Genomic DNA, 22,995 nt, shown 5'->3' on the forward strand with positions numbered 1-22,995 from the left:
CACGCCTTGCGGCTTACAAGTCGAGCTGACCCTTGGTCACGAAGCTACCGTCTTCCACCGCCATTTCGACCACCACGCCAGGGACGTCGCCGTTATCGTCGAACTCGTGCGAGCCGGAGGCACCTTCGTAGTTGATCTCGGTGCCCGCGGCAATCAGCTCCACAGCCTTCTCCCACTCGCCGGGCAGGATGACCTCGCCAGGGGCGCTCGAGACGCTGCGCAGCGCCTCACTCAAACCTTCGCGCTCGGCGCTTCCGTTCTGCTCGATGGCCAGCGCCAGCAGGAAGGCGGCGTCGTAGGCCTGGGCGGCAAATACGGCGCTGGGGTCGAAGCCAGCATCATTAGCGGCGCTCTCGAAGATCTCGGTGCCGGGTAGATCCGGGCTGCCCGGGCGCGTGGCGATCATGCCGTCGAGCACGTCGGCGCCGATCGCTTCCACCAGACTATCGCCGACCATGCCGTCGGCGCCCACGTACTGGGTAAACATGCCGCTTTCATACGCCTGGCGCAGTACGGTCTGGCCCGAGGTATCGGCATAGGCCAGCACGACCAGCGTGTCGGCGCCGCCGGCGGAGAGCGCACCGAGCTCAGAGCGGTAGTCGGCACGGTTGTCCTCGTGCGCGAGGTTGTCGGTGATCTCGCCGCCGCCAGCTTCGAACGCCGTGCTGAAGGCGTCGGACAGCCCCTGGCCGTAGTCGTTGTTGACGAAGGTGACCGCGACCACGTCGATGCCCTTTTCGAGCAGCAGCTTGGCGAGCATTTCACCCTGGAAGGCGTCGGACGGCACGGTACGGAACACCAGATCGTTGTCGTCGAGCTCGGTGACCGCCGGCGCCGTGGAGGCCGGCGAGACCATCACCACCCCACCCGGGATCGCGGCGTTGTTGGCCGCGGCGATGGTCGCGCCGGTGCAAAGCGCGCCGACGATCGCAGTGACGTTTTCGGAGTTGACCATACGGTCGGCGGCGTTGGAGGCCGCCGAGGCGTCAGAACAGGTGGTATCGCCGGACGGCATTGAAAGCGTTTCGCCATCCAGAATGCCGCCCTGCTCGTTGATCTGGGCCACGGCCAGCTGTGCGCCTTCGAAGATCGGCGGCGTCAGGCTTTCGATACCGCCGGTGAAACCGCCCAAAAAGCCGATTTTGACCTCGGCCTGAGCGGTGGCGGTCAAGGCAAGAGAGGACGCCGCGATGGCGGCGGCGAGTGTGCGTTTTTTGATCATGTTATTCGTCGCTCCCGGTATTTGAATCGCGCAGGCTGTCGCTCGCGCTGGTATCAATTTGAAACCGCCGGGTCGAAAATACAAGCTCCTTTTCTAACGCTTCTTAACGGCGCGGGCCTGGCGCATGTATAGGCGCTGGCGCTACAGCAAGGGTTCCAGATGGAAGGTTCGACTGAACCAGGCGTTGGCGTGACGCCACCAGCTGCCGGGCTCCTCCTCAGCGCGCCGGCGTTCGCCTTCGTGCTCGTACGCCCACCCCAGCGCGCCATCCTCGAGGGTGACGCGGTAGCTGATCGTTGGCTGCTGCCCAATCTCGACCAGTTCGTCGAAAGCCTCTCGTAGCCCGTCGCTTTCGACCAGCACGCCCACCTCGGTATTCCAGAACACCGAGCGGGGGTCGACGTTGAACGAGCCGATAAACACCTGATCATCGAAACCCAGCGCCTTGATGTGTAGCGCCGAGGCGGAGGCGCCGGGTACGCGCATCTCCTCCGCGGTGGCATTGCCGCTCGCCTCCTGCTCCGGGCGCAGCTCGAAAAGGCGCACGCCGCTCTCGATGAGCCGCGCCCGCCAGGGCATGTAAGCGCCGTGCACCACGGCGGCATCCGTGGACGCAAGCGAATTGGTGATGATATCGATGGCCACGCCCTGGCCTGCCAGCGCCTCCAGCCGCTCAACGCCGGCCTCGGTGGGCACGAAGTAGGCCGAGATCATCACCAGCCGCTCGCGGCTTTCGGCGTGGCGCAAAAGCCCGCCCAGAAGCGTTGCCTGCCAGTGGGGCGCGCCGTCGGAGTGGATCTTGTCCGGGCTGTCCCAGAACGCCTGGGCGCTGCCCCAGAAAAGCGTGCGCCAGGGCGGCGCCTCGGAGGGCGACTCGCGCAGCCGGACGAGGTAGTCGGCCTCGGCGTTGTCGTCGAGCCAGCGGTCGAGCTCATCGGCGAAGGGCTGCCAGGCGCTCGCCTCAACCGAATGGTAGCGTGCGATCGGCTGGGCGAGAGCGTGATTCCAGTAGTCGTCGAAGCTTTGCGAAAGCTCGGGCACCACCTGGCCGATCGTGACCAGGTCCAGATCGGCGAAGTTGAGCGACTCGTTGGCGTCGAAGTATTCGTCGCCCAGGTTGCGCCCGCCGACGATGCCCACGGTGTTGTCGGCGATCCAGAGCTTGTTGTGCATGCGCCGGTGCTGGGTTTTGGGCGCGGTGAACGAGGCCAGCACCCGAGTGACGAGATGGCCGCGGCCGAAGGCCACCGGGTTGAACACCCGCACCTCGATACGAGGATGGCTCGAAAGCGCGGCCAGCCGCTCGCCCTGGCCGATCGCCCCCATGTCGTCGAGCAGCAGGCGCACCCGAACGCCGCGCTCGGCGGCCTCGATCAGCTCTTCCATGACCAGCCGCGTGGTCTGGCCGTCGCCGAACAGGTAGGTCTGGATATCCAGCGAGCGCTCGGCGCGGTGGATGAGTTCCACCCGGGTCTCGAACGCCTGCTGGCCGTTGGCCAGAAGCGCAAAGCCGTCCGGCGCGCTCTGCCCCTTTAGCGCGCGGGCGACCCGCTCGCCAAGCCAGGTATCCTCGGCCTGGGCGCGCTCGACCGCTACCTGCGCCTCGCGGGGAACGTCCTCGTCGACGCAGCCGGCAAGCGCCAGCGCCACCACCAAAAGCGCGGCCAGCCACGGCCGGCGGCTAGCCATCGTTGGTGCCCGCCTCCAGGCGCGCGCGGCGCGCATCCGCCTCTTTACGCTGGCGGTTGCGCCGGTAGAGCCTAGCCAGCGCAATTAACAGCGCGGAAACGAGCATGAGGGCCAGCACCACGCCTTGCCAGGGGCGGGCGGCGTTGCCCATGACGGTTTCCAGCGCGATGATCAGCGTAAGCCCCAGCGCCTGGGAGCCGATCGCCAGCGCCCGCAGTACGTCGATGCCGGACGGGTACATGGAGTTCTCCGTAAACAGTGGCGTGCATGATATGGTGCCCCAGTGTAACTGCTCAACGGGAAAACCATGAACGCGATTGCCCTCGGCCCGCTCCTTCTTTCGCTGCCTCGCCTGTTCGCCCTGGGCGCCGCCCTTCTGCTGCTGCTGACGAGCCGCTACTGTCTGCCGCTTCCCGCGCGACAAAAAAGCCGCTGGTTCAGCGGGCTAATCCTTTGCTGGCTGGTGGGCGCGCGGGTGGGCTACGTGCTGCTCAATATGGGAAGCTTTGTCGATGCCCCGCTCGAGGCGCTCAAACTCTGGCAGCCGGGCTATCACCCGCTGGGCGGTTTTCTGGCCGGGCTCTTGTGGTGCGCCTGGTCGCTGCGCAACAGCCTCAAGGCGCTAGGCATCGCCGTCATCCTGCTGATTCTCAGCTCGGCGCTCTGGCTGGTGGCGGTCATGGTGAGCGTGGACGAGCAGCGCTTTGCAGTGAGCGCGCTACCCGAGGTGACGCTTGAAAACCTCGACGGCGAACCGGTTTACCTGCCGGACCTGGCCGCGCGCGGCGACCGGCTGATCGTCAATCTATGGGCGACCTGGTGCCCGCCGTGCCGGCGCGAAATGCCGCTTCTCGAGCAGGCCGACGGCCTGGAGGGAGTGAGCGTCGTCATCGTCAATCAGGGCGAGGATCTGCTGCCGGTGGTGCGCTATCTCGACGAGCAGGCGCTCTCCTTCGAGGTGGCGCTGCGCGACCCGAGCCAAACGCTGATGGCGCGTTTCGAAGCCCCGGGCCTGCCCACCACCGTGCTGTTCGACGCCGATGGCCGCACCCAGGAAGTCCACGTCGGCGAGCTGACCCGCGCCGAGCTCGACCGCTGGCTCGATAATTAAGCGACTCACCGCTTAATACCGCCCCGCCTTTGCGTTAGAATCCCCCGCCCTATCGCCGCCTGAACGCAGGCGGCTCGCCCCGTTTTGAACTTCCTTGAGGCATCATGAGCGATTTTACCCCCGGCCAGCGCTTTATCAGCGACGGTGAGGCCGAGCTTGGGCTGGGCACCGTACTCAACTGCGACGCCCGCAGCGTGACCATCTTGTTCAGTGCCAGTCAGGAAACCCGCACCTACAACACCCGTCAGGCGCCGCTGACCCGGGTGGTATTCGGTAGCGGTGACCGGGTGATCGCCGCCGATGGCTGGCAGATCACCGTCAGCGAAAGCAGCGAGCGCCAGGGGTTGATCATTTACCAGGGCCTGGACGACGACGGCGTCGCCCGCGAGCTTCCCGAAACGCGCCTGGCCGACACCATGCAGTTCAACCAGGCCCGCGACCGTCTCTTGACCGGCCAAGTGGATCGCAACGACTGGTTCGACCTGCGTTTTCGCACGCTGCACCACCATCAGCGTATCGAGCAGCACGAAGCCCTCGGCTTTAGCGGCCCGCGCATCGACCTGATCCCTCACCAGCTCTATATCGCCGACGAAGTCGCGCGCCGCCACGCCCCTCGGGTACTGCTCGCCGACGAGGTGGGCCTTGGCAAGACCATCGAAGCCGGATTGATTCTGCACCGGCTACTGCTGGCCGGGCGCGTTTCCCGCGCGCTGGTGCTGGTGCCGGATAGCCTCACCCACCAGTGGCTGGTGGAGCTTCTGCGCCGCTTCTCGCTCAGCGTCACGCTGCTCGACGAAACCCAGAGCCAGGCTCAAGCCGGCGCCAACCCGTTCGAGAGCGCCCAGCTGATTCTGGCAAGCCAGGGGTGGCTATTCGCCAACGAGGCGCGCCAGGCCCAGGCGCTTGAGAGCGACTTCGATCTGTTGATCGTCGACGAAGCGCACCACCTGGACTGGCACGCCGACGGCGAAAGCGGCCCGGGTTATCGCTGCGTCGAGCAGCTCGCCGGCCAGATTCCCGGCCTTCTGCTGTTGACCGCCACCCCGGAGCAGATGGGCCTGGAGAGCCACTTTGCTCGCCTGCGCCTGTTGGACCCGGAGCGCTACCACGATATCGCGCGCTTCAAGCAGGAGGAGGCGCACTACGTCGAGGTGGCCGGTGCCATCGAGGCGCTCGACGCCCTGCCTTCCGAGCGCGAGCGGGTGGCGGCGGTGGTCGATGACGCCGACGGCCAGGCGCTGCTCGACACGCTGTGTAGCGAAAGCGAAAGCGACGACGCCAGGGCAGAGGCCAAAACGAAGCTTCGCGACGCGCTGCTCGACCGGCACGGCACCGGCCGGGTGATGTTTCGCAACAGCCGCCGCCACGTGGGCGGCTTTCCCGAGCGGCGTCTGCACCAGAGCACGCTGGAGTTGCCCTCGGCCTACCGGCGCGTGCTGCGCCGGGTCGAGCGCGACGAGGACTACTTCGACGAGCTTCTGATCGAAACCGGCATGGATCACCCGGACGTGCTGATCTACCCGGACGCCACCTACCGCGCGCTCTCCGATGACCCGCTCAATGGCGAGCCCTGGTGGCAGATCGACCCGCGGGTGAACTGGCTGCTCGAGAAGCTCGCCGACACCGGTGAGGAGGGCCTGGCCGGGGACAAGGTGCTGGTGATCGCGCACCACCGCGAAACCGCCGAAGGCCTTTCCGAGGCGCTGCGCGTGCTCGGCGGCTATCAGGCGCCGGTGTTCCACGAGGATCTCTCGCTGATCGAGCGCGACCGCGCCGCGGCGGCCTTCGCCGACGAGGAAGAGGGCTGTCAGGTGCTGGTGTGCTCGGAGATCGGCTCCGAGGGGCGTAACTTCCAGTTCTGCCGGCATCTGGTGATGTTCGACATGCCCCAGCATCCGGATCAGCTCGAACAGCGTATCGGGCGCCTCGACCGGATCGGCCAGCGCCACGCCATCGAGCTGCACGTGCCCGCCTTCAGCGCCTCGCCCGGCGAGCGGCTTTTACGCTGGTACCACGAAGGCATGAGTGCCTTCGCCGCCCCCCACGGCGTCGGCAGCGAGCTGTTCGAGACCTTCGGCGATGCGCTGGCCGATGCGCTTCTGGACGACGAGGCGCTCGACGAGATCATCGCTGACACACGCGCCTTCTTCACCGAGAAGATGGCCGAGCGCGAAGCCGGGCGTAACCGCCTGCTGGAACTCAACGCCTGTCGGAGTGAGCGCGCCGAGCAGGTGGTCGAGGCGGTGCGCGAGCTCGACGAGGATACTGCCCTGCCGCGCTATGTCGAACGGGCGCTGGACGTGTTCGGCGTCGACAGCCAGGAGATCGGCAACGACCTGCTTTATCTGGCGCCAGGCTCGCACATGCTCGACGGCCTGCCGGGGCTGGTGAAAGGCGAGGAAGGGTTTTCCGCCACCTACCGGCGCGACGTGGCGCTGGCCCGCGACGACGTGCACCGGCTTGGCTGGGAGCACCCGCTGGTGCGCGAAATGATGGGCCGGGTGATCGACGGCACCATGGGCAACACCGCGCTTGCGCTGCTGCGCCACCCCGCCATCCCCAGCGGGCGGCTGATGGCGGAGCTGGTGTTCTGCACCCACTGCCCGGCGCCGAAGGCGCTGCACCTCAATCGCTTTTTGCCGCCCACGGCGGTGCGCGTACTGATGGACGAATCCGGCGCCAACCTGACCGCCAACATCTCCTTCACCGGGCTCTCGAAGAACGTCCAGAAGGTCAACAAGTCGATGGCCCGCGACCTGATCAAGAGCCGGGTGAGTGAGCTGCGCACGCTGTTGAGCCAGGGCGAAGAGGAGGCGGAAAAAGCGCTGCCGGGACTTTTAGAAAAGGCGCGAGAGAAGATGCGCGCCCAATTGGACGGCGAACTCGACCGGCTGCGCTCGCTCTCCCAGCACAACCCGGCGGTGCGCGACGAAGAGCTAGCGGCACTTGAGCGCGAGCGCGACGCGCTGATGGAAGCGATCGACGCCACCCGGCTGCGTCTGGACGCGGTGCGGGTGGTGATCACCGTCGACCCCAACGCCTGATCGGCGCCGGGCAGACCTCACCGTGCGTGGTGCGGTCAGTCGTCGAGTATATCGGCCAGCGCCTTGTCGAGGGTCGGGTAGCCGAAGTTGAAGCCCGCCGCGTGCAGGCGCTCCGGGCGCATGTCCGCCCCGGTCAGCAACAGCCGCGACATCTCTCCAAGCCCCGCCTTCAGTACGAAGGCGGGCACCGGAAAGATCGCCGGGCGGTTGAGGTGCCGCGCCAGGGTCTGGCTGAACTCCCGGTTGGTGACCGGGTGCGGGGCGCCGGCATTGAACGGCCCTTCGAGCCCGGACTTGTTGATCAAGTACAGAATCGCCTCGACGAGGTCTTCCCGGTGCACCCAGGGCATGAACTGGCGGCCATCGCCGAAACGCCCGCCCAGGCCCAGCTTGAATGGCGGCAGCATTTTGGCGAGCGTGCCGCCACCTTCGTCGAGCACCAAGCCAATGCGCAGGATCGCAAGCCTTACCCCGAGCGCCTTGATGGGCTCGGCGGCCGCCTCCCACTGGGCGCAGAGCCGATGGGCGAATTCAGGGTGCGGCGGCGTCTCTTCGTCCACCTTCTTTTGGCCCTGATCGCCGTAGTACCCCATGGCCGAGCCGCTGACCATCACCGCAGGCAGCGGCTTGTCCGCTTTTTGCAGCGCCTTGCAGAACTCGACCAGCGCCGTAGTGGCCTCGACCCGCGAACTGATCAGGCGTTTTTTCTGCGCATCGCTCCAGCGCTTGCCGGCAATTGGCTCGCCGGCCAGATTGACGATGGCGTCCGGCGGGGTATCGATGAACGCCATCGCGCTCTTGCCGGCGTTGCACTCCCGCGGTAGCCCGCGAGCCGCCTGAGAGGGCGAGCGCGATACGACGTCGACCTGGTGGCCGCCGTCGATCAGCTTTTCACACAGACGCTTGCCGACAAAGCCCGTGCCGCCGGTGACGAGTATTCGCATCCAGAACCTCCTTTCGTCCGCAGGCTCAGCCCGCAGACGGTTAGTTACACAAATGCTGTACTAAAATGCTACGATAAGTATATTGAGTGTCATCCATTCACGCGAGGATTTATGCCCGAAAAAGCGCGCCGAGCCGCTCGCCCTGAACGCGTTGCCGTGATCGGCGCCGGCATATCAGGCCTTGCCTGCGCTCAAACGATGGCCGAACGAGGCATCAACGTGACTCTGTTCGACAAGGCGCGCGGCCCGGGCGGGCGCATGGCCAGCAAGCGCCGCCCGAGCGCCACGCTGGACTTGGGCGCCCAGACCTTTACCGTGCGCGACGCGCGGTTTTTGCAGCTGATCGAATCCCTCGAAAACCAGGGTGTCGTCGCCCGCTGGCCCGGCGTCAGTTTCGAGGCCGGCAACGCCGGCTGGACGAGGCTGGATGACGACCAGCGCCGCTATACAGGCGCTCCACGCATGAGCGCGATCACCCGCGAACTCGCCAACCGCCTTACGCGTTTTAAACACGTGAAGACCCACTTCGACACCCGCGTTCAGGCGCTGACGAAACCAGGCGATGGCCAGCGCGGCTGGGCGCTTTGTGCTGATCACCATCAGCCGCTCGGCACCTTCGATACGGTCGTGATCACCGCTCCGCCCCCCCAGGCCGAGGCGCTGATCGGCGAGTGGGATCCAGTGCTGGCACAAGCGTGCAGCGCGCGCGCTCAGCGAAGCTGCTGGGCCGGTTACGTGGTGTTCAAGACGCCGCTGCCGCCGATCGATAGCGTCATCCATTGGGAATCGCTGCACGCGCGCCACGCAGCGCTCAGACTGGTATCGCGCAACCACACCAAGCCCGGCCGCGAGCACCAGCCGGAAAGCCTCAGCCTGCTCGCCCAGCTCGACTGGAGCGAGCAGATGCTCGAGCGCCCTGCGGGCGAAGTCGCCTGCGCGCTCTACGCCGCCTTTCGCTCGCTTTTACCGCGCGACATTGAGCTGCCCGACATCGTCGAGCTGGGCGCTCACCGCTGGCGCTACGCTCAGGCAAGCGCGCCCGGTCACGAGTCATACTTGTACAGTGAACAGGGCCTTGCGCTATGTGGTGAGAGCTTTCGCGGCAGCCGTGTCGAGGATGCCTGGCTCTCCGGGCGGGAGCTTGGAAATGCATTGGCAGAGCTACCAGAGAGTTACCGAAATCAAACGTCCGTATAACGTTAGCCTGCGCAAGGTTGTACCCAACGTCAAAAAGTTGTACAAAGTACGCTACCAAAAAAGGCTTTAACGTTATACCAGACGGCGAGCAGACACATCTTTGCTGCGCGCCGCCGCCATTCATGAAAGATCCCTGGGGCATCGGCCCGAGGCAACCAAGAGGCAATGGCGCCCATGAGCAAGAAGGCGACCCACCCACCCGATACGCCACTTTACCCGATTCGGGAAGTTTCCCGACTGACGGGAGTAAACTCGGTCACCCTGCGCGCCTGGGAGCGCCGTTACGGGCTGATCTGCCCGCAGCGCACACCCAAGGGCCATAGGCTCTACGCCCAGGACGACATCATCCGCATCGAGCGGATCTTGCAGTGGCTCAATCGCGGGGTGCCGGTCAGCCAGGTGGCGGATCTGCTCGACCAGCCGGAAACCGTCGAGACCCCAGCCCCGGATGCCGGCGACTGGGCCAGCCAGCGCCAGCAGCTGTTGGCCACTATCGAGGCGATCGATCTGGCCAAACTCGAGTCGCTCTATCAGCAAAGCCTGGCGCTCTATCCGCTGAGCACCGCGGTCAACGAGCTGTGGCAGCCGGTGATCTCAACGTTGGAGGCGAAGTGGGCGATCGAACCGGATGACCTGGTGCGCCGCTCGCTGGAGGCGTTTCTGCGAAGCCAGGTCGGCATTCGCCTTCACTACGCCAACCAGGCCACCCGCGGTCCGCTGATTCTGCTCAACGCCATGCCCGACGACCCGGGTCCGCTTTGGGTGCTGATGACGGCGCTGATGGCGAGCGAACAGGGTTATCGGGTTCAGCTTCTCGACCATTCGCTTGCGCTCGAGGACCTGCCCCAGGCGGTAACGCGGCTGCACTGCTCGATGGTGCTATTGACCAGCGGCCAGCGCGAAAACGATGACTTCATCCGCCAGGCACTACCGCGCGCCGCCACGTCGCTGAGCGTGCCGATTGGCGTGTGCGGCGAAGTCGCCCGCCAGCGCGATGTCGATCTGCGCGACAGCGATGTTCATATGCTCGGCGACGACCTGCCTCAGGCAATCGCCCGGCTGCGCCCGCTGCTGCGCGAATCCGGCATTCTGTAACGCCCTGCTATTCGGATTTACTACTTTGTTGACGCCGGCTTTTCACCGCCGGCGTTCTTGACGCTCCAGGGAGGGAGTCATGGCGCTTCAGCTTGTCTGGTTTCGAACCGACCTTCGCACCTTCGATCACTTGGCGCTGGCGTCCGCCGCCGAGAAGGGCCCGGTGGTGGCGGTGTTTTTGCGCAGTGTCGAGCAGTGGCGCGAACACGGCCACGGCGCCAACAAGATCGACTTTTGGCACAGAAGCGTTCGCGCGCTGAAAGAGAGCCTGAACGCGCTCAATATTCCGCTGCTGCACCGCGATATCGGCCGCTATGACGAGGCGGCCGAGGCGCTTTTAGAGATCGCCCGCGAGCACGGTATCGAGCGGCTTCACTTCAACCGCCAGTACCCACTCAACGAGCATCGCCGCGACGCCCAGGTACTCGAGGCGTTCAAGCACGAAGGTATTCCCGCTCACAGCTACCACGACGCCGTTGCGTTTGCACCGGGCACGCTTTTGACCGGCAAGAACGAGTACTACAGCGTGTTCACCCCGTTCTCGAAGGCCTGGCACAAGAACCTGAAGGATTCGCAGCTGCACGTGCTGGACGCGCCGAAAAAGCAGGCCGCGCTCTCCATTGGCAACAACGCGATCCCGGCGCTGCCCGAACTCGATCAGACGCCGGTGAATCAGACGGCGTGGCCCCCCGGTGAAGACGCGGCGAGCGACGCGCTCGCGCGCTTTTTGCAAAAACGCGCCAAGCGCTATAACGAGCAGCGCGACTTCCCCGCCGTCGCCGGTACCAGCGAGCTCTCGCCCTATCTCGCCCTCGGGGTACTGTCGTATCGCCAGTGCATGCAGGCGGTGATGAGCCACAACGGCGGCCACCTCGCCGATGGTGACAAGGGCCTGACCACCTGGGTCAACGAGCTGGTCTGGCGCGAGTTTTATCAGCACGTGGCCTATGGCTTTCCCCGGGTGGTACGCCACGAGCCGTTTCAGGAACACACCAAAGCGCTTGAGTGGCGCGACGACGACGAGGGCTTCAAGGCTTGGTGCGAAGGGCGTACCGGCTACCCGATCGTCGATGCCGCCATGCGTCAGCTGGTCAATACCGGCTGGATGCACAATCGCCTGCGCATGGTCACCGCGATGTTTCTAAGCAAGCACCTGTTGATCGACTGGCGCCGAGGCGAGCGGTTTTTCCTTGAACACCTGGTGGACGGCGAGTTCTGCTCCAACAACGGCGGCTGGCAGTGGGCGGCCTCCACCGGCACCGACGCCGCGCCCTACTTTCGTATCTTCAACCCCACCACCCAATCGACGCGCTTCGACCCGGACGGCGAGTTCATCGCCGAGTGGCTGCCCGAGCTTTCCGAGCTTCCCGCCAAGGCGCGCCACGCCCCGCCGAGCGACATGCTAACGAAGCTCGACTATCCCGAGCCGATCGTCGATCACAAGGCGGCGCGCCAGCGGGCGCTGGAGGCGTTCAAGGCGCTTTGAACGCCCGACAGCCCGCGCCGACTCAACGATAGATCGACGATGGCGTGCATTCAGCGGTTTCCGGAAGTAGACTAGGCATGGCCTTGCCAGCCGTTCGTGGCGACCCCGGCGCGTAACGCCGGTGCGACGGACGGCCAACGTCCACCTTGAACCTCGGAACGATTCAGTGACCAAGCAACATTCCTTTGATCGCGAAGAACTGCTGGCGTGCTCGCGCGGCGAGCTGTTCGGCCCCGGCAATGCGCAGCTGCCGGCACCCAACATGCTGATGCTCGATCGCATCACGCACATTCACGAAGAAGGCGGTGAGCATGGCAAGGGCGAGCTGATCGCCGAGCTCGATATCACCCCGGATCTCTGGTTCTTCGACTGCCACTTCCCGGGGGATCCGGTCATGCCGGGCTGTCTGGGGCTTGACGCCATGTGGCAGCTGGTCGGCTTTCATCTGGGCTGGCTGGGTCATCCCGGGCGCGGCCGGGCGCTGGGCTGCGGCGAAGTGAAGTTCAGCGGGCAGATCCTGCCCGATGCGAAACTGGTCACGTACCGTATCAATATCAAGCGGGTCATCACGCGCCGGCTGATTCTCGGCATCGCCGATGGCACGGTGTCCGTGGACGGACGCGACATCTACCAGGCGAACGACTTGCGCGTTGGCCTATTCACCTCCACTGCGAATTTTTAACAGGAGGCTCCCATGCGACGAGTGGTAGTCACCGGCCTGGGCATCGTATCTTGTCTTGGCAATGACCAGCACCAGGTTCTGGACGCGCTGAAAAACGGGCGCAGCGGCATTCGCTTTAAAGAGGAGTATGCCGAGCGCGGTTTTCGTAGCCACGTGGCCGGAAGCGTACAGATCGATCTTGAAGCGCTGATCGACCGTAAGCTTCTGCGCTTCATGGGCGACGCCGCGGCCTACGCCTATGTATCGATGGCGCAGGCCATCGAGGACGCGGGGCTAACGCCAGAGCAGGTTTCCAACGAGCGTACCGGGCTGATCGCAGGCTCCGGCGGCGCCTCCAGCGCCAACCAGGTCGAAGCCGCCGATGTGCTGCGCGACAAGGGGCTGCGTCGCGTCGGGCCGTACCGCGTCACCCGCACCATGGGCAGCACCGTCTCCGCGTGCCTGGCCACGCCCTTTCAGATCAAGGGCGTGAACTACTCGATCTCCTCGGCCTGCGCGACCTCGGCGCACTGCATCGGCAGCGCCATGGAGCAGATCCAGCTGGGCAAGCAGGATGTCGTGTTCGCCGGCGGCGGTGAAGAGGAGCACTGGACACTGTCGTGCCTGTTCGACGCCATGGGGGCGCTCTCGACCCACTACAACGATACCCCGGAAACCGCCTCGCGGCCTTATGACCAGACCCGCGATGGTTTCGTCATCGCCGGCGGCGGCGGCATGGTCGTGCTCGAAGAGCTCGAGCACGCGAAAGCGCGCGGTGCGAAGATCTACGGCGAAGTCGTGGGTTACGGCGCCACGTCCGACGGCGTCGATATGGTCGCCCCCTCGGGTGAAGGCGCCACGCGCTGCATGCGCCAGGCGATGGCCACGGTGGATGGCGATATCGACTATATCAATACCCACGGCACCTCGACGCCGGTTGGCGATGTCGCCGAGCTGAAAGCGATTCGCGAAGTCTTCGGCGACTCGACCCCGGCGATGAGTTCGACCAAGTCGCTGACCGGACACTCGCTGGGCGCCACCGGCGTGCAGGAAGCGATCTACTCGCTGTTGATGATGCAGCATGGCTTCGTCGCCGCCTCGGCCAACGTCACCAAGCTCGACGAGCAGGCCGACGGCTTCGACATCGTCACCGAGCGGCGCGATAACGTCGCCATCGAGCGGGCGCTCTCCAACAGCTTCGGCTTTGGCGGCACCAACGCCTGTCTGGTGTTCCAGCGCTACGCCGACTAGTAGTGATACGCAGCAACAAAAACGGCGCCTAGAGGCGCCGTTTTTGTTGGTCTGTTCTGTGGGATGCCGGGTAATCCTACGCGAGGGCGCCGTACGCGGGCCGCTGTGAATACCTCCCTGTACGCTACTTTCGCCCTCCCTGGCGAAAGATCCTCGCTACGGGTTACCCGGCAGCGCCAGCCTCAGCCGCCGCTAACTTAAAGCACACCAGGGCCGCGCAAAAGCCGGGCTCGAGTGTATTACCGGGCCCGAGGCGCGACGCTCATGGCCACGGGGTCGCCGCGGGGCACGTCAGAAATCTCCTCGAGGGTGGACTCGATCCAGCGCTCCACCTCGGCGAGCACCTCGTCCGGGGTGCGCCCGGCGGTTTCGATCGGCTCGCCGATGCGGACCCGCAGCTCGCCGGGTTGTTTGACCCAGTGGCGCCCGGGCCAGCGCTCGCCGGCGTTGTGCGCCACCGGCAGCACCGGCACGCCAGCCCGACACGCCACCACCGTGCCGCTCTTGTTGTAGCGCTTGCGGCGCCCCGGATCGACCCGAGTGCCCTCGGGAAAGATCAACACCGATAGCCCGCCTTGCAGCCGCGCCACGCCCTGGGTCAGCACCTGCTTCATCGCCCGCGCTGGCTTGGAGCGGTCGAGCCCGATCGGGCGTAACAAACGAAGCGCCCAGCCAAATATCGGAATGCGTAAAAGCTCCTGCTTGAGCACGGTACAGACCGGCGGCTTCATCACCTGCAGAAAAACGGTTTCCCATTCGCTCTGGTGATTGGCCTGAATGACGCAGGGCCCGTCAGGGATATGTTCGCGCCCCTGGATGTCGTAGCGCACGTCGCACACGCACTGGAACCAGAAGATGACGAAGTAGTTGTACAGATTGAGCAGCCGATAGCGCCAGGCCAGCGGTAGAAACGGCGTGAGTGGCAAGAACAGCACGCCGCAGGCGAGCATCACCGTAAAGTAGCCTAGATAAAAGACCAGGCTGCGCAACACGTTGGTCAAGCCGACTCTCCTTGTTCGAGGCCTTGCTCAGGAGGGCTCTGGTCGCGGGTCAGGCACCAGGCGTCCAGCATTCGACCGACTTCCAGCCGCCAGGGCTTTTGATGAACGCCGAACACGTCCAGCACTCGGCGGCAGTTGAGCACGCGTCTGAGCTTGGCGTCGTGATGATGATTCAGCGCCGTGACCTCGCCCAGCGCCACCGCCTCGCCGCGCCCTTCCAGGTGCGTGACGAGCTGTGTGCGCACCATCGAGGTAAAGGTGAACGCGCTGACCGGCTCGATGCCCGCCAGGTGGTACGCCCCCCAGGCCTCGGCACCGCATCCCTGCTGAGCGAGCATGCCGATCAGCGCCATGGCGACGGAGTCCGCCGAGGTCGGGCAGCAGATCACGTCCTCGGCGGCGCGCACGCTCTGGCCCGCTACCAGACTATCGATGATGTCGCCAAGCCAGGCGTGGCTGCCGTCGAGCGCGAACAGCGGCCCCAGCCGCACGATCAAGTGGCGGTGGTACTCGGCGCGAATCCGATTGCCGGTGGCGACCAGACGCCGCAGGCTTTCGTCACGCGGCGCGGGCACCACGTGCTCGTCGATCGGAATCTCGAAGCCCTCTTCGTAGAGCTGATCCGATACGCACCAGACCAGCGCCACGCCGTGCGCCTTGCACGCCTCCATGCACGCATCGACCGCATCGGCGTAGGCCTTCACGTCGGCCGGGGGCATGGTGTGAGGCTCGGCCAGCGGCGGAATGATCACCGCATGAGGCGCGATCGCCCCAAGCTCCTGGGCGTCCACGCCCATGCCCTGCTCGATGACCAGCTCGGTATCCGCCCGGCGGCTGGCCTCGCGGGCCAGCGCCAGGCTCAAGCAGTGCCCGGCATCCAGTATCAAAAGCTTCAAGGCAGACGCTCTCCTCTCTCACTGCGCCAAACGTGGATCACATGAGCGACGGGGTTTAGAACGGAATTTCGTCGTCGAAATCGTCGAAGTTACCCGGGTCCGGCGCGCCGAAGCGGCCGTTTTGATCGTTCGGCGCGCTTTGGCCACCGCGATTGGGTGCGCCTTGACCGCCCTGCTGGGGAGCACTCTGCTGACCGCCGCCGTACTGATTGCCCTGGGGCGGCGCGTTCTGATGGCTGGGCTGGTTGTTGGGCTGATTGCCAGGATAGCTCTGGCCACCCTGCGGGGCGCCGTTCTGATAGTTCTGCTGCGGCGCACCGCCGCCCTGGAAATCGCCGCCGCGGCTATCGAGCATCTGCATGTCGTTGGCCACGATCTCGGTGCTGTAGCGGTCCTGGCCGTTCTGGTCCTGCCACTTGCGGGTTTGCAGGCGTCCTTCGACGTAGACCTTGGAGCCTTTTTTCAGGTACTGCTGGGCGATCTCGGCGGTCTTGTTGAACAGCACGACGCGGTGCCACTCGGTGCGCTCCTGGCGCTGGCCGCTTTGGCGGTCGGTCCAGGTATCCGAGGTCGCCAGATTCAGGTTCGCTACCGCCGTGCCCGACGGCGTGAAACGTACTTCCGGGTCCTGACCCAGGTTACCGATCAAAATGACTTTGTTAATCCCGCGCGCCATGGCTCGCTCCTATCTGGTAAGTCCGTACTGGTAAGTCCGTACTGGTAGTTCGGTTCTCGTATTCGTCGATCGCCCATCGGCGATCGCGCAGTGTCCTCGCAGGCGTTAAGGGTATCACCAATCCCGCCGCGACGATGTCTCTGTTTGTGTGTGCCGGTCAGGGCTTGTCCGTGGGAATCAGCTTGTCCAGCGCCCCGCGATCGAGCGCCTTGCGATTGACCTTGAGATACATCAGCCGCTCCTCCGGCACCACCATCACATCCTCCACGCCGACCACATCGGCGAGGCGCTGCATCAAAAGCTCCAGCGTATCCGGATGGGTGTCGTCGCCCAGCGCCACCACTTCGCTTGAAAGCGGCGGCGGCGAGGGCAGGCGCCACATGAACAGCCACCAGCCAAGCGCCAGCACCGCGCAGCCCACGAACACTGCGTCCAGACCGAAGGCGCTGGAAAGCGCCCCGCCCAGCGTGCCGCCCAGAAAGGCGCCGAGAAACTGGCTGGTGGAGTAAACCCCCATGGCGGTGCCCTTGGCGCCCGCCGGGGCGAGCTTGCTCAGCATCGACGGCAGCGTCGCCTCGAGCAAATTGAAGCCGGTGAAATAGACGAAGAGTCCGGCAAACAGCGCGTGGCCGTGGGAGATCGGCAGCGCCAGCGCCACCAAACTCAGACCGATCGCGCCGATCGCCACCAGGCACACCGCTTTGATCTGCTGGCGCTTCTCGGCCAGGATCATCAGCGGCACCATGGCGACGAACGACAGCGCCATGATCGACAGATAAGCAAGGCCGTGGTACTCGATGGACACGCCCGCCTCGACGAGGCGAAACGGAATCGCGACGAAAATCGCCATCAGGATCAGGTGCAGCGAGAAGATCGACGCGTTCAAACGCCACAGATCCCACCGGGCCGCCACGCTCTTGAACTGGGCGCGGTCCATGCCCACGTCCTTGTGGCGCAGCCGGCGCGGCGCCGGCGGCACCCAGCGCCACAGCACGAAGAGCCCGAGCAACGTCAGCGCCGCCGTGACCCAGAATACCCCGGCAAGCCCGGCCTGGCTTGCAAGCCAGGGGCCGAGCACCATGGCGATGGCAAACGACACGCCGATCGAAAGCCCGATGGTGGCCATGGCGGCGGTGCGCACCTGTTCGCGGGTTTGATCCGCCAACAGCGCCATGATCGCCGCCGCCACGGCGCCGGCCCCCTGTAGTGCCCGGCCGGCGATGATGCCGCCAATGGAGTCGGCGCTGGCGGCCACGATACTGCCAAGCGCAAAAATCAAAAGCCCAAGGGCGATGATGCGTTTGCGCCCGAAACGGTCCGACAGCAGGCCGAAGGGGATTTGCAGTGTGGCCTGGGTGAGCCCGTAGACCCCCAGCGCCACGCCGACCAGCAACGGCGTGGCGCCGGACAGCGTGTCGGCGTAGAGCGCCAGCACCGGCAGCACCATGAAAAGCCCGAGCATGCGGGAGGCATAGAGCCCGGCCAGCCCACTGATTGCGCGGCGCTCGGAAGCCAGCAGCAGTGTGGAGAGGTTGCGCATAGTGCCCTTTGAAGTAGAACCAGGTGAACGAGCGGTACCCGTCGAGGCGCCTTTGAAACGCGCGCCTTCAAGACAACCGACGATGAAATGCCGATTTGGAAAAGCCCTCCATTCTAGCGCTTCGCGCCGGCGCTGGAAACGCTCGCCTTGCGACAAAGCGTCCCGCCCGCTTTGCTGTAATGGGGCATAAGTACTTATAATTACGCTTTTGCCACGCGATTCGAGGTGTTGATGGACAGCATTCTGGTCAGAGGTGCACGCACTCACAACCTCAAGCAGATCGATGTGGAGCTGCCGCGCGACAAGCTGATCGTGATTACCGGCCTTTCCGGCTCGGGGAAATCCTCGCTTGCATTCGATACGCTATACGCCGAAGGGCAGCGCCGCTACGTGGAGTCGCTCTCCACCTACGCGCGCCAGTTTCTTTCCATGATGGAAAAGCCTGATGTCGACCACATCGAGGGGCTCTCCCCGGCCATTTCCATCGAGCAGAAGTCGACCTCTCACAACCCGCGCTCCACCGTCGGCACGATCACCGAAATCTACGACTACCTGCGCCTGCTGTTCGCCCGCGCCGGCACGCCGCGCTGCCCGGAGCACGGCGAGGACCTGGAAGCGCAGACCATCTCGCAAATGGTCGACCAGGTGATGAACCTGGAGGAAGGCACCAAACTGATGCTGCTGGCGCCGGTGGTGAAGGGCCGCAAGGGCGAGCATCTGCAGCTTCTGGCCGAGCTTCGCGCCCAGGGCTTCGTGCGCGTGCAGATCGACGGCCAGATCCTCGAACTCGACGACATCGCCCCGCTCGACAAGCGTAAGAAACACGACATCAGCGTGGTCGTGGATCGCTTCAAGGTGCGCGACGATATCGCCCAGCGCTTGGCCGAGTCCTTCGAGACCGCGCTGAACCTGGCCGACGGCACGGCGATGATCCACTTCATGGACGGCGACCGGGAGGACCTGGCGTTCTCCTCGCGCTTCGCCTGCCCGGTGTGCGGCTACTCGCTCTCCGAGCTCGAGCCGCGCATGTTCTCGTTCAACAACCCCGCCGGTGCCTGCCCCACCTGCGACGGTCTCGGCATCCAGCAGTATTTCGACCCGGAGAAGCTGATCAGCCACGACGAGCTGTCGCTTGCCGAAGGCGTGATCAAGGGCTGGGACCGGCGCAATATCTACTACTTCACCCAGCTTCAGGCGCTGGCCAGCCACTTCGATTTCGCCCTCGAAACGCCCTGGAACGAGCTCTCCAAACGCCAGCGCGACATCATTCTCAACGGCAGCGGCAACGAACCCGTGCCGTTTAGCTACGTCAGCGACCGCGGGCGCAAGGTGACCCGCGAGCACGCGTTCGAAGGCGTGCTGCCCAACATGCAGCGCCGCTATCGGGAAACCGAATCGAACATGGTGCGCGACGATCTGGCCAAGTACATCGCCATGAAGCCCTGTACCGCCTGTAACGGCACGCGCTTGCGTCGCGAGTCGCGCCACGTCTTCGTCGACGATCGCAACATCGCCGACATCGTGCGCACGCCGATCGGCGAGGCCTGGGACTACTTTGCCAACCTCGCGCTTCCCGGGCGCAAGGGCGAGATCGCCGAGAAGATCGTCAACGAGATCCACTCGCGCCTGGAGTTTCTGGTCAACGTCGGGCTCGACTACCTGAACCTCGAGCGCAGCGCCGACACGCTCTCCGGCGGCGAGGCGCAGCGTATCCGTTTGGCGAGCCAGATCGGCGCGGGGCTGGTCGGGGTCATGTACATTCTCGATGAACCCTCGATCGGCCTGCACCAGCGCGACAATGATCGCCTGTTAAAGACGCTGGAGCGACTTCGCGACCTGGGCAACACCGTGATCGTCGTCGAGCACGACGAGGACGCGATCCGCGCCGCCGATCACGTCCTCGATATCGGTCCGGGTGCCGGCGTGCACGGTGGTGAGATCGTCGCCCAGGGCACGCCCCAGGACATCATGGACAACAAGAACTCGTTGACCGGGCAGTACCTTTGCGGCACTCGCGAAATCGCCGTGCCGCCGTATCGCATTCCCGGCAATCCGGAAAAGCAGCTGGTGGTGCGCGGGGCGACGGGCAACAACCTGCAAAATGTCACGCTTACGCTGCCGCTGGGGCTGTTCATCGCCATCACCGGGGTATCGGGTTCGGGCAAGTCGACGCTGATCAACGGCACCCTGATGCCGATCGCCGCCCGCGATCTCAACCGGGCCACCACCATGACACCGGCGCCCTACAGCGCCATCGAAGGGCTCGACCAGCTCGACAAGGTCATCGACATCGATCAAAGCCCGATCGGGCGCACGCCGCGCTCCAACCCGGCAACCTACACGGGCATCTTTACCCCGATCCGCGAGCTGTTCGCCGGCACCCAGGAGGCGCGCTCGCGAGGCTACAAGCCCGGGCGTTTCAGCTTCAACGTCAAGGGCGGACGCTGCGAAGCGTGCCAGGGCGAGGGCATGATCAAGGTAGAAATGCACTTTCTGCCGGACATCTACGTGCCTTGCGACGTGTGCAAGGGCAAGCGCTACAACCGCGAAACCCTGGATATTCATTACAAGGGCAAGAACATTCACGACGTGCTGGAAATGACCGTCGAGGAGGGTCTCGAGTTCTTCAGCCCGGTACCGGCCATCGCGCGGCGCCTGCAGACGCTTCTGGACGTCGGGCTCTCCTACATTCGCCTGGGTCAGAGCGCGACCACGCTTTCCGGCGGCGAAGCCCAGCGGGTGAAGCTTGCCCGCGAGCTTGCCAAACGCGATACCGGCCAGACGCTCTACATTCTGGATGAGCCGACCACCGGTCTACACTTCGAGGATATTCGCCAGCTCTTGACGGTGCTCCACCGCCTACGCGATCACGGCAACACCATCGTGGTCATCGAGCACAATCTCGATGTGATCAAGACTGCGGACTGGATCGTCGATCTGGGCCCGGAAGGCGGCTCCGGCGGCGGGCGGATCATCGCCGAGGGCACCCCGGAGCAGCTGGTGAAGAAAAAAGGCTCGCATACCGGGCAATTTTTGGCGCCGCTATTGCAAAAAAAGAAGTGAAAAAATAAAAAAACGATAAGGCAATGTCAGGCAAGCCGCCGTATCGTTCCCCTTTGGCCGTCACCGCCGGCCCTGAGCGGCGGCACAGCCCGGGCACGCAGTCAAGAGAAGGAGACACCGAGCATGAGTCAGGAAAAGAGCTGTATTGTTCGCCACTTCAACCATTATTACTCGTTGTCAAAAGACGAAGAGCAGCTGCTTGATTCGCTCGAAGAGAGCCCGCTCGATCAAAAGGCAGGGTCACTTCTGTGGGAGATGAAGGACCCCGCTCAGGAGTTTTGCACGCTGCGAAGCGGCTGGGCCTACTCCTATCGCCATTTGGAAAACGGCGATCGTCACATCATGGAGGTGTACCTGCCCGGTGACATCATCGGCCTGCGCGAATTCGCCTTCTCCCAGCGGCTGGAAAACGTGCGCTTCATCACCGACGCCGTGGTGTGCCGTTTTCCGCACAAGCGGATGATCGATCTGTTCAGCCAGTCGCTGCCGCTGACCTCGGTCATGTTCGCCATCAGCAGCCGCCAGCAGTCGCTTCTGACCGAGCGGCTGGTGAACCTGGCAAGACGCACCGCCCGCCAAAAAATGGCCCACTTCATCCACGAGATGTACGTCCGCCTGAGCCAGACCAACCCGGCTTTGACCGGGCAGTTTCGCCTGCCGCTCTCCCAGGAGCAGCTCGCCGACGTACTGGGACTCAGCCCGGTGCACGTCAGCCGCACGTTCACCGCGCTTAGCGAGGCGGGGCTCATTTATCGCGACCGCCATCACATCAACATCCCGGACCTGGCGGCGCTTGCCGCCGAAGGCGAGTTCGACGACTGTTACTTAAGCGACAACGTACGGCCGCTGCTCGGCCAGTCGGAGTGATGCGTATCTTTTCTCGACATCAATACTCGGCGAACCGTCCCATGACGTCTCACACTGTTGCCGCGGCCGCGCTCGGCGTCGCCGGGCTCTTCGTTTTCGCCACCGCCGCCCAGGCGGCGCGCTATCCGGTCAGCGATGACACCGCCTTCGGCGCCTGGCACGCCGCGACGACCACCGATGCCGGCCAGCGTCACTTTCGCGCGCTGGAGGCCGAAAGCTATTCGGACGCCATTTTGAGCGTGAACGCTACCGAAGGTGTGTGCCACCTGCCCTGGCTCGAACTACGCGTGACCCTAAAAGAGACGCAGTCCGAGAGCCGCGCGGTGAACCTGGTCCCGGCGCGGCTGCGCGTCGACCAGACGCCGATCATGGAGACCATGGCGGAGTTCATCGTCGAAGAGGGGGATGACGGCTTCTACAGCCACTTCTACCTGGGCGAGCTCGACGCGCTACTGGCGCGCATGAGTGAAGGCGAGCAGCTGTTCATCGGCTTCGAGCAGGGGAGTGCCACGCCCTGGACCATGACGTTTGATCTCGACGGCGCCGGCCAGGCGATTCAGGAGATGCAGCGACGCTGCGCCGGGGCTTAAGGCGTAACCCGCGCCGGCTCCGGGGCGGGAGTTCGCAGCACGAATTCGACGCGGCGGTTGGCGGCGCGCCCTTCCCGCGTGTCGTTGCCGGCGAGCGGGCGCGTGTCGGCGTAGCCCACGGCGCGTAGCCGCTGCCGCGCCACGCCCTCCTGCTCGAGATGGCGCACCACCGCGATCGCCCGCCCGGTCGAAAGCTCCCAGTTGGAGGCGAACGCCGCGGTCGAAATCGGCACGTTATCGGTATGGCCTTCCACCGACACCTCGCCCTCGAAGGTGTCGATCACCTCGCTCAATCGCTCGAGCACGCCTTCTCCCTGGGGGGTCAACTCGGCGGCGCCGCTGGCGAACAGCAGGCTGTCGTCGATGCGCAGGGTCACGCCTTCGCGCCCCTGGCTGACGCTTACGCCCTGAATGTCGAGCGCGGCCATGGCCGGCGATAGACCGCTGTCGCGCGGCAAGATTCCCGAGGAGAGCGGCTGAAGGCCCTGGCCTTCGTTTGATGCCTCGCCGCCGCTACCCGCCGGCGTCAGTGCCAGCAGGAGCACGAACAGCGTGATCAGAAGGGTCAATACGTCGAGGTAGCTGGTCAGCCACCCCTCCTCGCCGTCGCCGCCGGTAAAGGGCGTTTCCAGCGCGTGGCGGGCGTCACAATTGAGCATGGC

19 protein-coding genes are annotated in these 22,995 nt (G+C 64.9%); 10 read left to right on the plus strand and 9 right to left on the minus strand.

Annotated features, from left to right (window positions below):
• Nucleotides 1-13: 13 nt before the first annotated feature.
• The 3 genes from RN346_RS16155 to RN346_RS16165 all read right to left on the minus strand — a co-directional run bounded on the left by RN346_RS16155 (nt 14) and on the right by RN346_RS16165 (nt 3,152).
• A complete protein-coding gene (locus tag RN346_RS16155) occupies nt 14-1,222 on the minus strand; it encodes an ABC transporter substrate-binding protein (RefSeq protein ID WP_311961698.1) in 1,209 nt (402 codons plus the stop codon).
• A 141-nt stretch (nt 1,223-1,363) separates the two neighbouring features.
• Nucleotides 1,364-2,911: a phospholipase D family protein gene (locus tag RN346_RS16160; RefSeq protein WP_311961699.1), complete on the minus strand. Its 1,548-nt coding sequence runs from the start codon at nt 2,909-2,911 to the stop codon at nt 1,364-1,366.
• Nucleotides 2,904-3,152 (minus strand): hypothetical protein, encoded by a 249-nt coding sequence (locus RN346_RS16165; protein ID WP_311961700.1) that lies wholly within the window; start codon nt 3,150-3,152, stop codon nt 2,904-2,906. Before RN346_RS16165 ends, RN346_RS16160 begins: the two co-directional genes overlap by 8 nt.
• 66 nt (nt 3,153-3,218) lie before the next feature.
• Here RN346_RS16165 and RN346_RS16170 point away from each other — a divergent pair, with 66 nt between their 5' ends.
• Together RN346_RS16170 and rapA are read left to right on the plus strand one after the other, a co-directional pair.
• Nucleotides 3,219-4,022, plus strand: a complete 804-nt coding sequence (locus tag RN346_RS16170; protein ID WP_311961701.1) for a TlpA disulfide reductase family protein — start codon at nt 3,219-3,221, stop codon at nt 4,020-4,022.
• A 104-nt stretch (nt 4,023-4,126) separates the two neighbouring features.
• The gene (gene rapA, locus RN346_RS16175; protein ID WP_311961702.1) at nt 4,127-7,066 is read left to right on the plus strand and encodes an RNA polymerase-associated protein RapA; all 2,940 of its coding nucleotides are present in this window, start codon (nt 4,127-4,129) and stop codon (nt 7,064-7,066) included.
• Between the two features lie 35 nt (nt 7,067-7,101).
• On the opposite strand, the gene RN346_RS16180 is transcribed toward rapA, so the two are convergent.
• A complete protein-coding gene (locus tag RN346_RS16180) occupies nt 7,102-8,010 on the minus strand; it encodes a TIGR01777 family oxidoreductase (protein ID WP_311961703.1) in 909 nt (302 codons plus the stop codon).
• A 198-nt stretch (nt 8,011-8,208) separates the two neighbouring features.
• Here RN346_RS16180 and RN346_RS16185 point away from each other — a divergent pair, with 198 nt between their 5' ends.
• From RN346_RS16185 to fabB, 5 genes are all read left to right on the plus strand, one after another.
• Nucleotides 8,209-9,207: an FAD-dependent oxidoreductase gene (locus tag RN346_RS16185; RefSeq protein ID WP_311962732.1), complete on the plus strand. Its 999-nt coding sequence runs from the start codon at nt 8,209-8,211 to the stop codon at nt 9,205-9,207.
• A 174-nt stretch (nt 9,208-9,381) separates the two neighbouring features.
• Nucleotides 9,382-10,302, plus strand: coding sequence for a MerR family transcriptional regulator (locus RN346_RS16190; RefSeq protein WP_263585815.1), 921 nt, complete (start codon nt 9,382-9,384; stop codon nt 10,300-10,302).
• 79 nt (nt 10,303-10,381) lie between these two features.
• Nucleotides 10,382-11,788 carry a deoxyribodipyrimidine photo-lyase gene (gene phrB, locus RN346_RS16195; protein ID WP_311961704.1) on the plus strand — a complete coding sequence of 469 codons (1,407 nt, stop codon included), beginning with the start codon at nt 10,382-10,384 and terminating at the stop codon, nt 11,786-11,788.
• 166 nt (nt 11,789-11,954) lie between these two features.
• The gene (gene fabA / locus RN346_RS16200; protein ID WP_252105831.1) at nt 11,955-12,470 is read left to right on the plus strand and encodes a 3-hydroxyacyl-[acyl-carrier-protein] dehydratase FabA; all 516 of its coding nucleotides are present in this window, start codon (nt 11,955-11,957) and stop codon (nt 12,468-12,470) included.
• A 12-nt stretch (nt 12,471-12,482) separates the two neighbouring features.
• Nucleotides 12,483-13,700 (plus strand): beta-ketoacyl-ACP synthase I, encoded by a 1,218-nt coding sequence (fabB, locus tag RN346_RS16205; protein WP_263585813.1) that lies wholly within the window; start codon nt 12,483-12,485, stop codon nt 13,698-13,700.
• A 239-nt stretch (nt 13,701-13,939) separates the two neighbouring features.
• Here the strand turns inward: fabB and RN346_RS16210 are convergent, their stop codons facing one another.
• From RN346_RS16210 to RN346_RS16225, 4 genes are all read right to left on the minus strand, one after another.
• A complete protein-coding gene (locus RN346_RS16210; RefSeq protein ID WP_263585812.1) occupies nt 13,940-14,701 on the minus strand; it encodes a 1-acyl-sn-glycerol-3-phosphate acyltransferase in 762 nt (253 codons plus the stop codon).
• The gene (locus RN346_RS16215; protein ID WP_311961705.1) at nt 14,698-15,597 is read right to left on the minus strand and encodes a sugar nucleotide-binding protein; all 900 of its coding nucleotides are present in this window, start codon (nt 15,595-15,597) and stop codon (nt 14,698-14,700) included. Before RN346_RS16215 ends, RN346_RS16210 begins: the two co-directional genes overlap by 4 nt.
• Before the next feature lie 55 nt (nt 15,598-15,652).
• Complete coding sequence (locus RN346_RS16220) at nt 15,653-16,273, minus strand: single-stranded DNA-binding protein (protein WP_263585810.1); 621 nt, start codon at nt 16,271-16,273, stop codon at nt 15,653-15,655.
• Nucleotides 16,274-16,430: 157 nt separating this feature from the next.
• Nucleotides 16,431-17,813 carry an MFS transporter gene (locus RN346_RS16225; RefSeq protein WP_263585809.1) on the minus strand — a complete coding sequence of 461 codons (1,383 nt, stop codon included), beginning with the start codon at nt 17,811-17,813 and terminating at the stop codon, nt 16,431-16,433.
• Between the two features lie 231 nt (nt 17,814-18,044).
• Here RN346_RS16225 and uvrA point away from each other — a divergent pair, with 231 nt between their 5' ends.
• The 3 genes from uvrA (at nt 18,045) to RN346_RS16240 (ending at nt 22,333) form a co-directional block, all read left to right on the plus strand.
• Complete coding sequence (uvrA, locus tag RN346_RS16230) at nt 18,045-20,876, plus strand: excinuclease ABC subunit UvrA (protein ID WP_263585808.1); 2,832 nt, start codon at nt 18,045-18,047, stop codon at nt 20,874-20,876.
• 123 nt (nt 20,877-20,999) lie between these two features.
• On the plus strand, nt 21,000-21,743 hold the full coding sequence (locus RN346_RS16235; RefSeq protein ID WP_311961706.1) for a Crp/Fnr family transcriptional regulator: 744 nt from the start codon (nt 21,000-21,002) through the stop codon (nt 21,741-21,743).
• Nucleotides 21,744-21,784: 41 nt separating this feature from the next.
• Nucleotides 21,785-22,333, plus strand: coding sequence for a hypothetical protein (locus RN346_RS16240; protein ID WP_311961707.1), 549 nt, complete (start codon nt 21,785-21,787; stop codon nt 22,331-22,333).
• Here the strand turns inward: RN346_RS16240 and RN346_RS16245 are convergent.
• Nucleotides 22,330-22,992, minus strand: a complete 663-nt coding sequence (locus RN346_RS16245; RefSeq protein WP_311961708.1) for an OmpA family protein — start codon at nt 22,990-22,992, stop codon at nt 22,330-22,332. The two genes, RN346_RS16240 and RN346_RS16245, sit on opposite strands and share 4 nt — an antisense overlap.
• Nucleotides 22,993-22,995: the final 3 nt, after the last annotated feature.

Origin of the sequence: Halomonas sp. PAMB 3232 (genome assembly GCF_031954225.1) — a bacterium.
GTDB lineage: Bacteria > Pseudomonadota > Gammaproteobacteria > Pseudomonadales > Halomonadaceae > Vreelandella.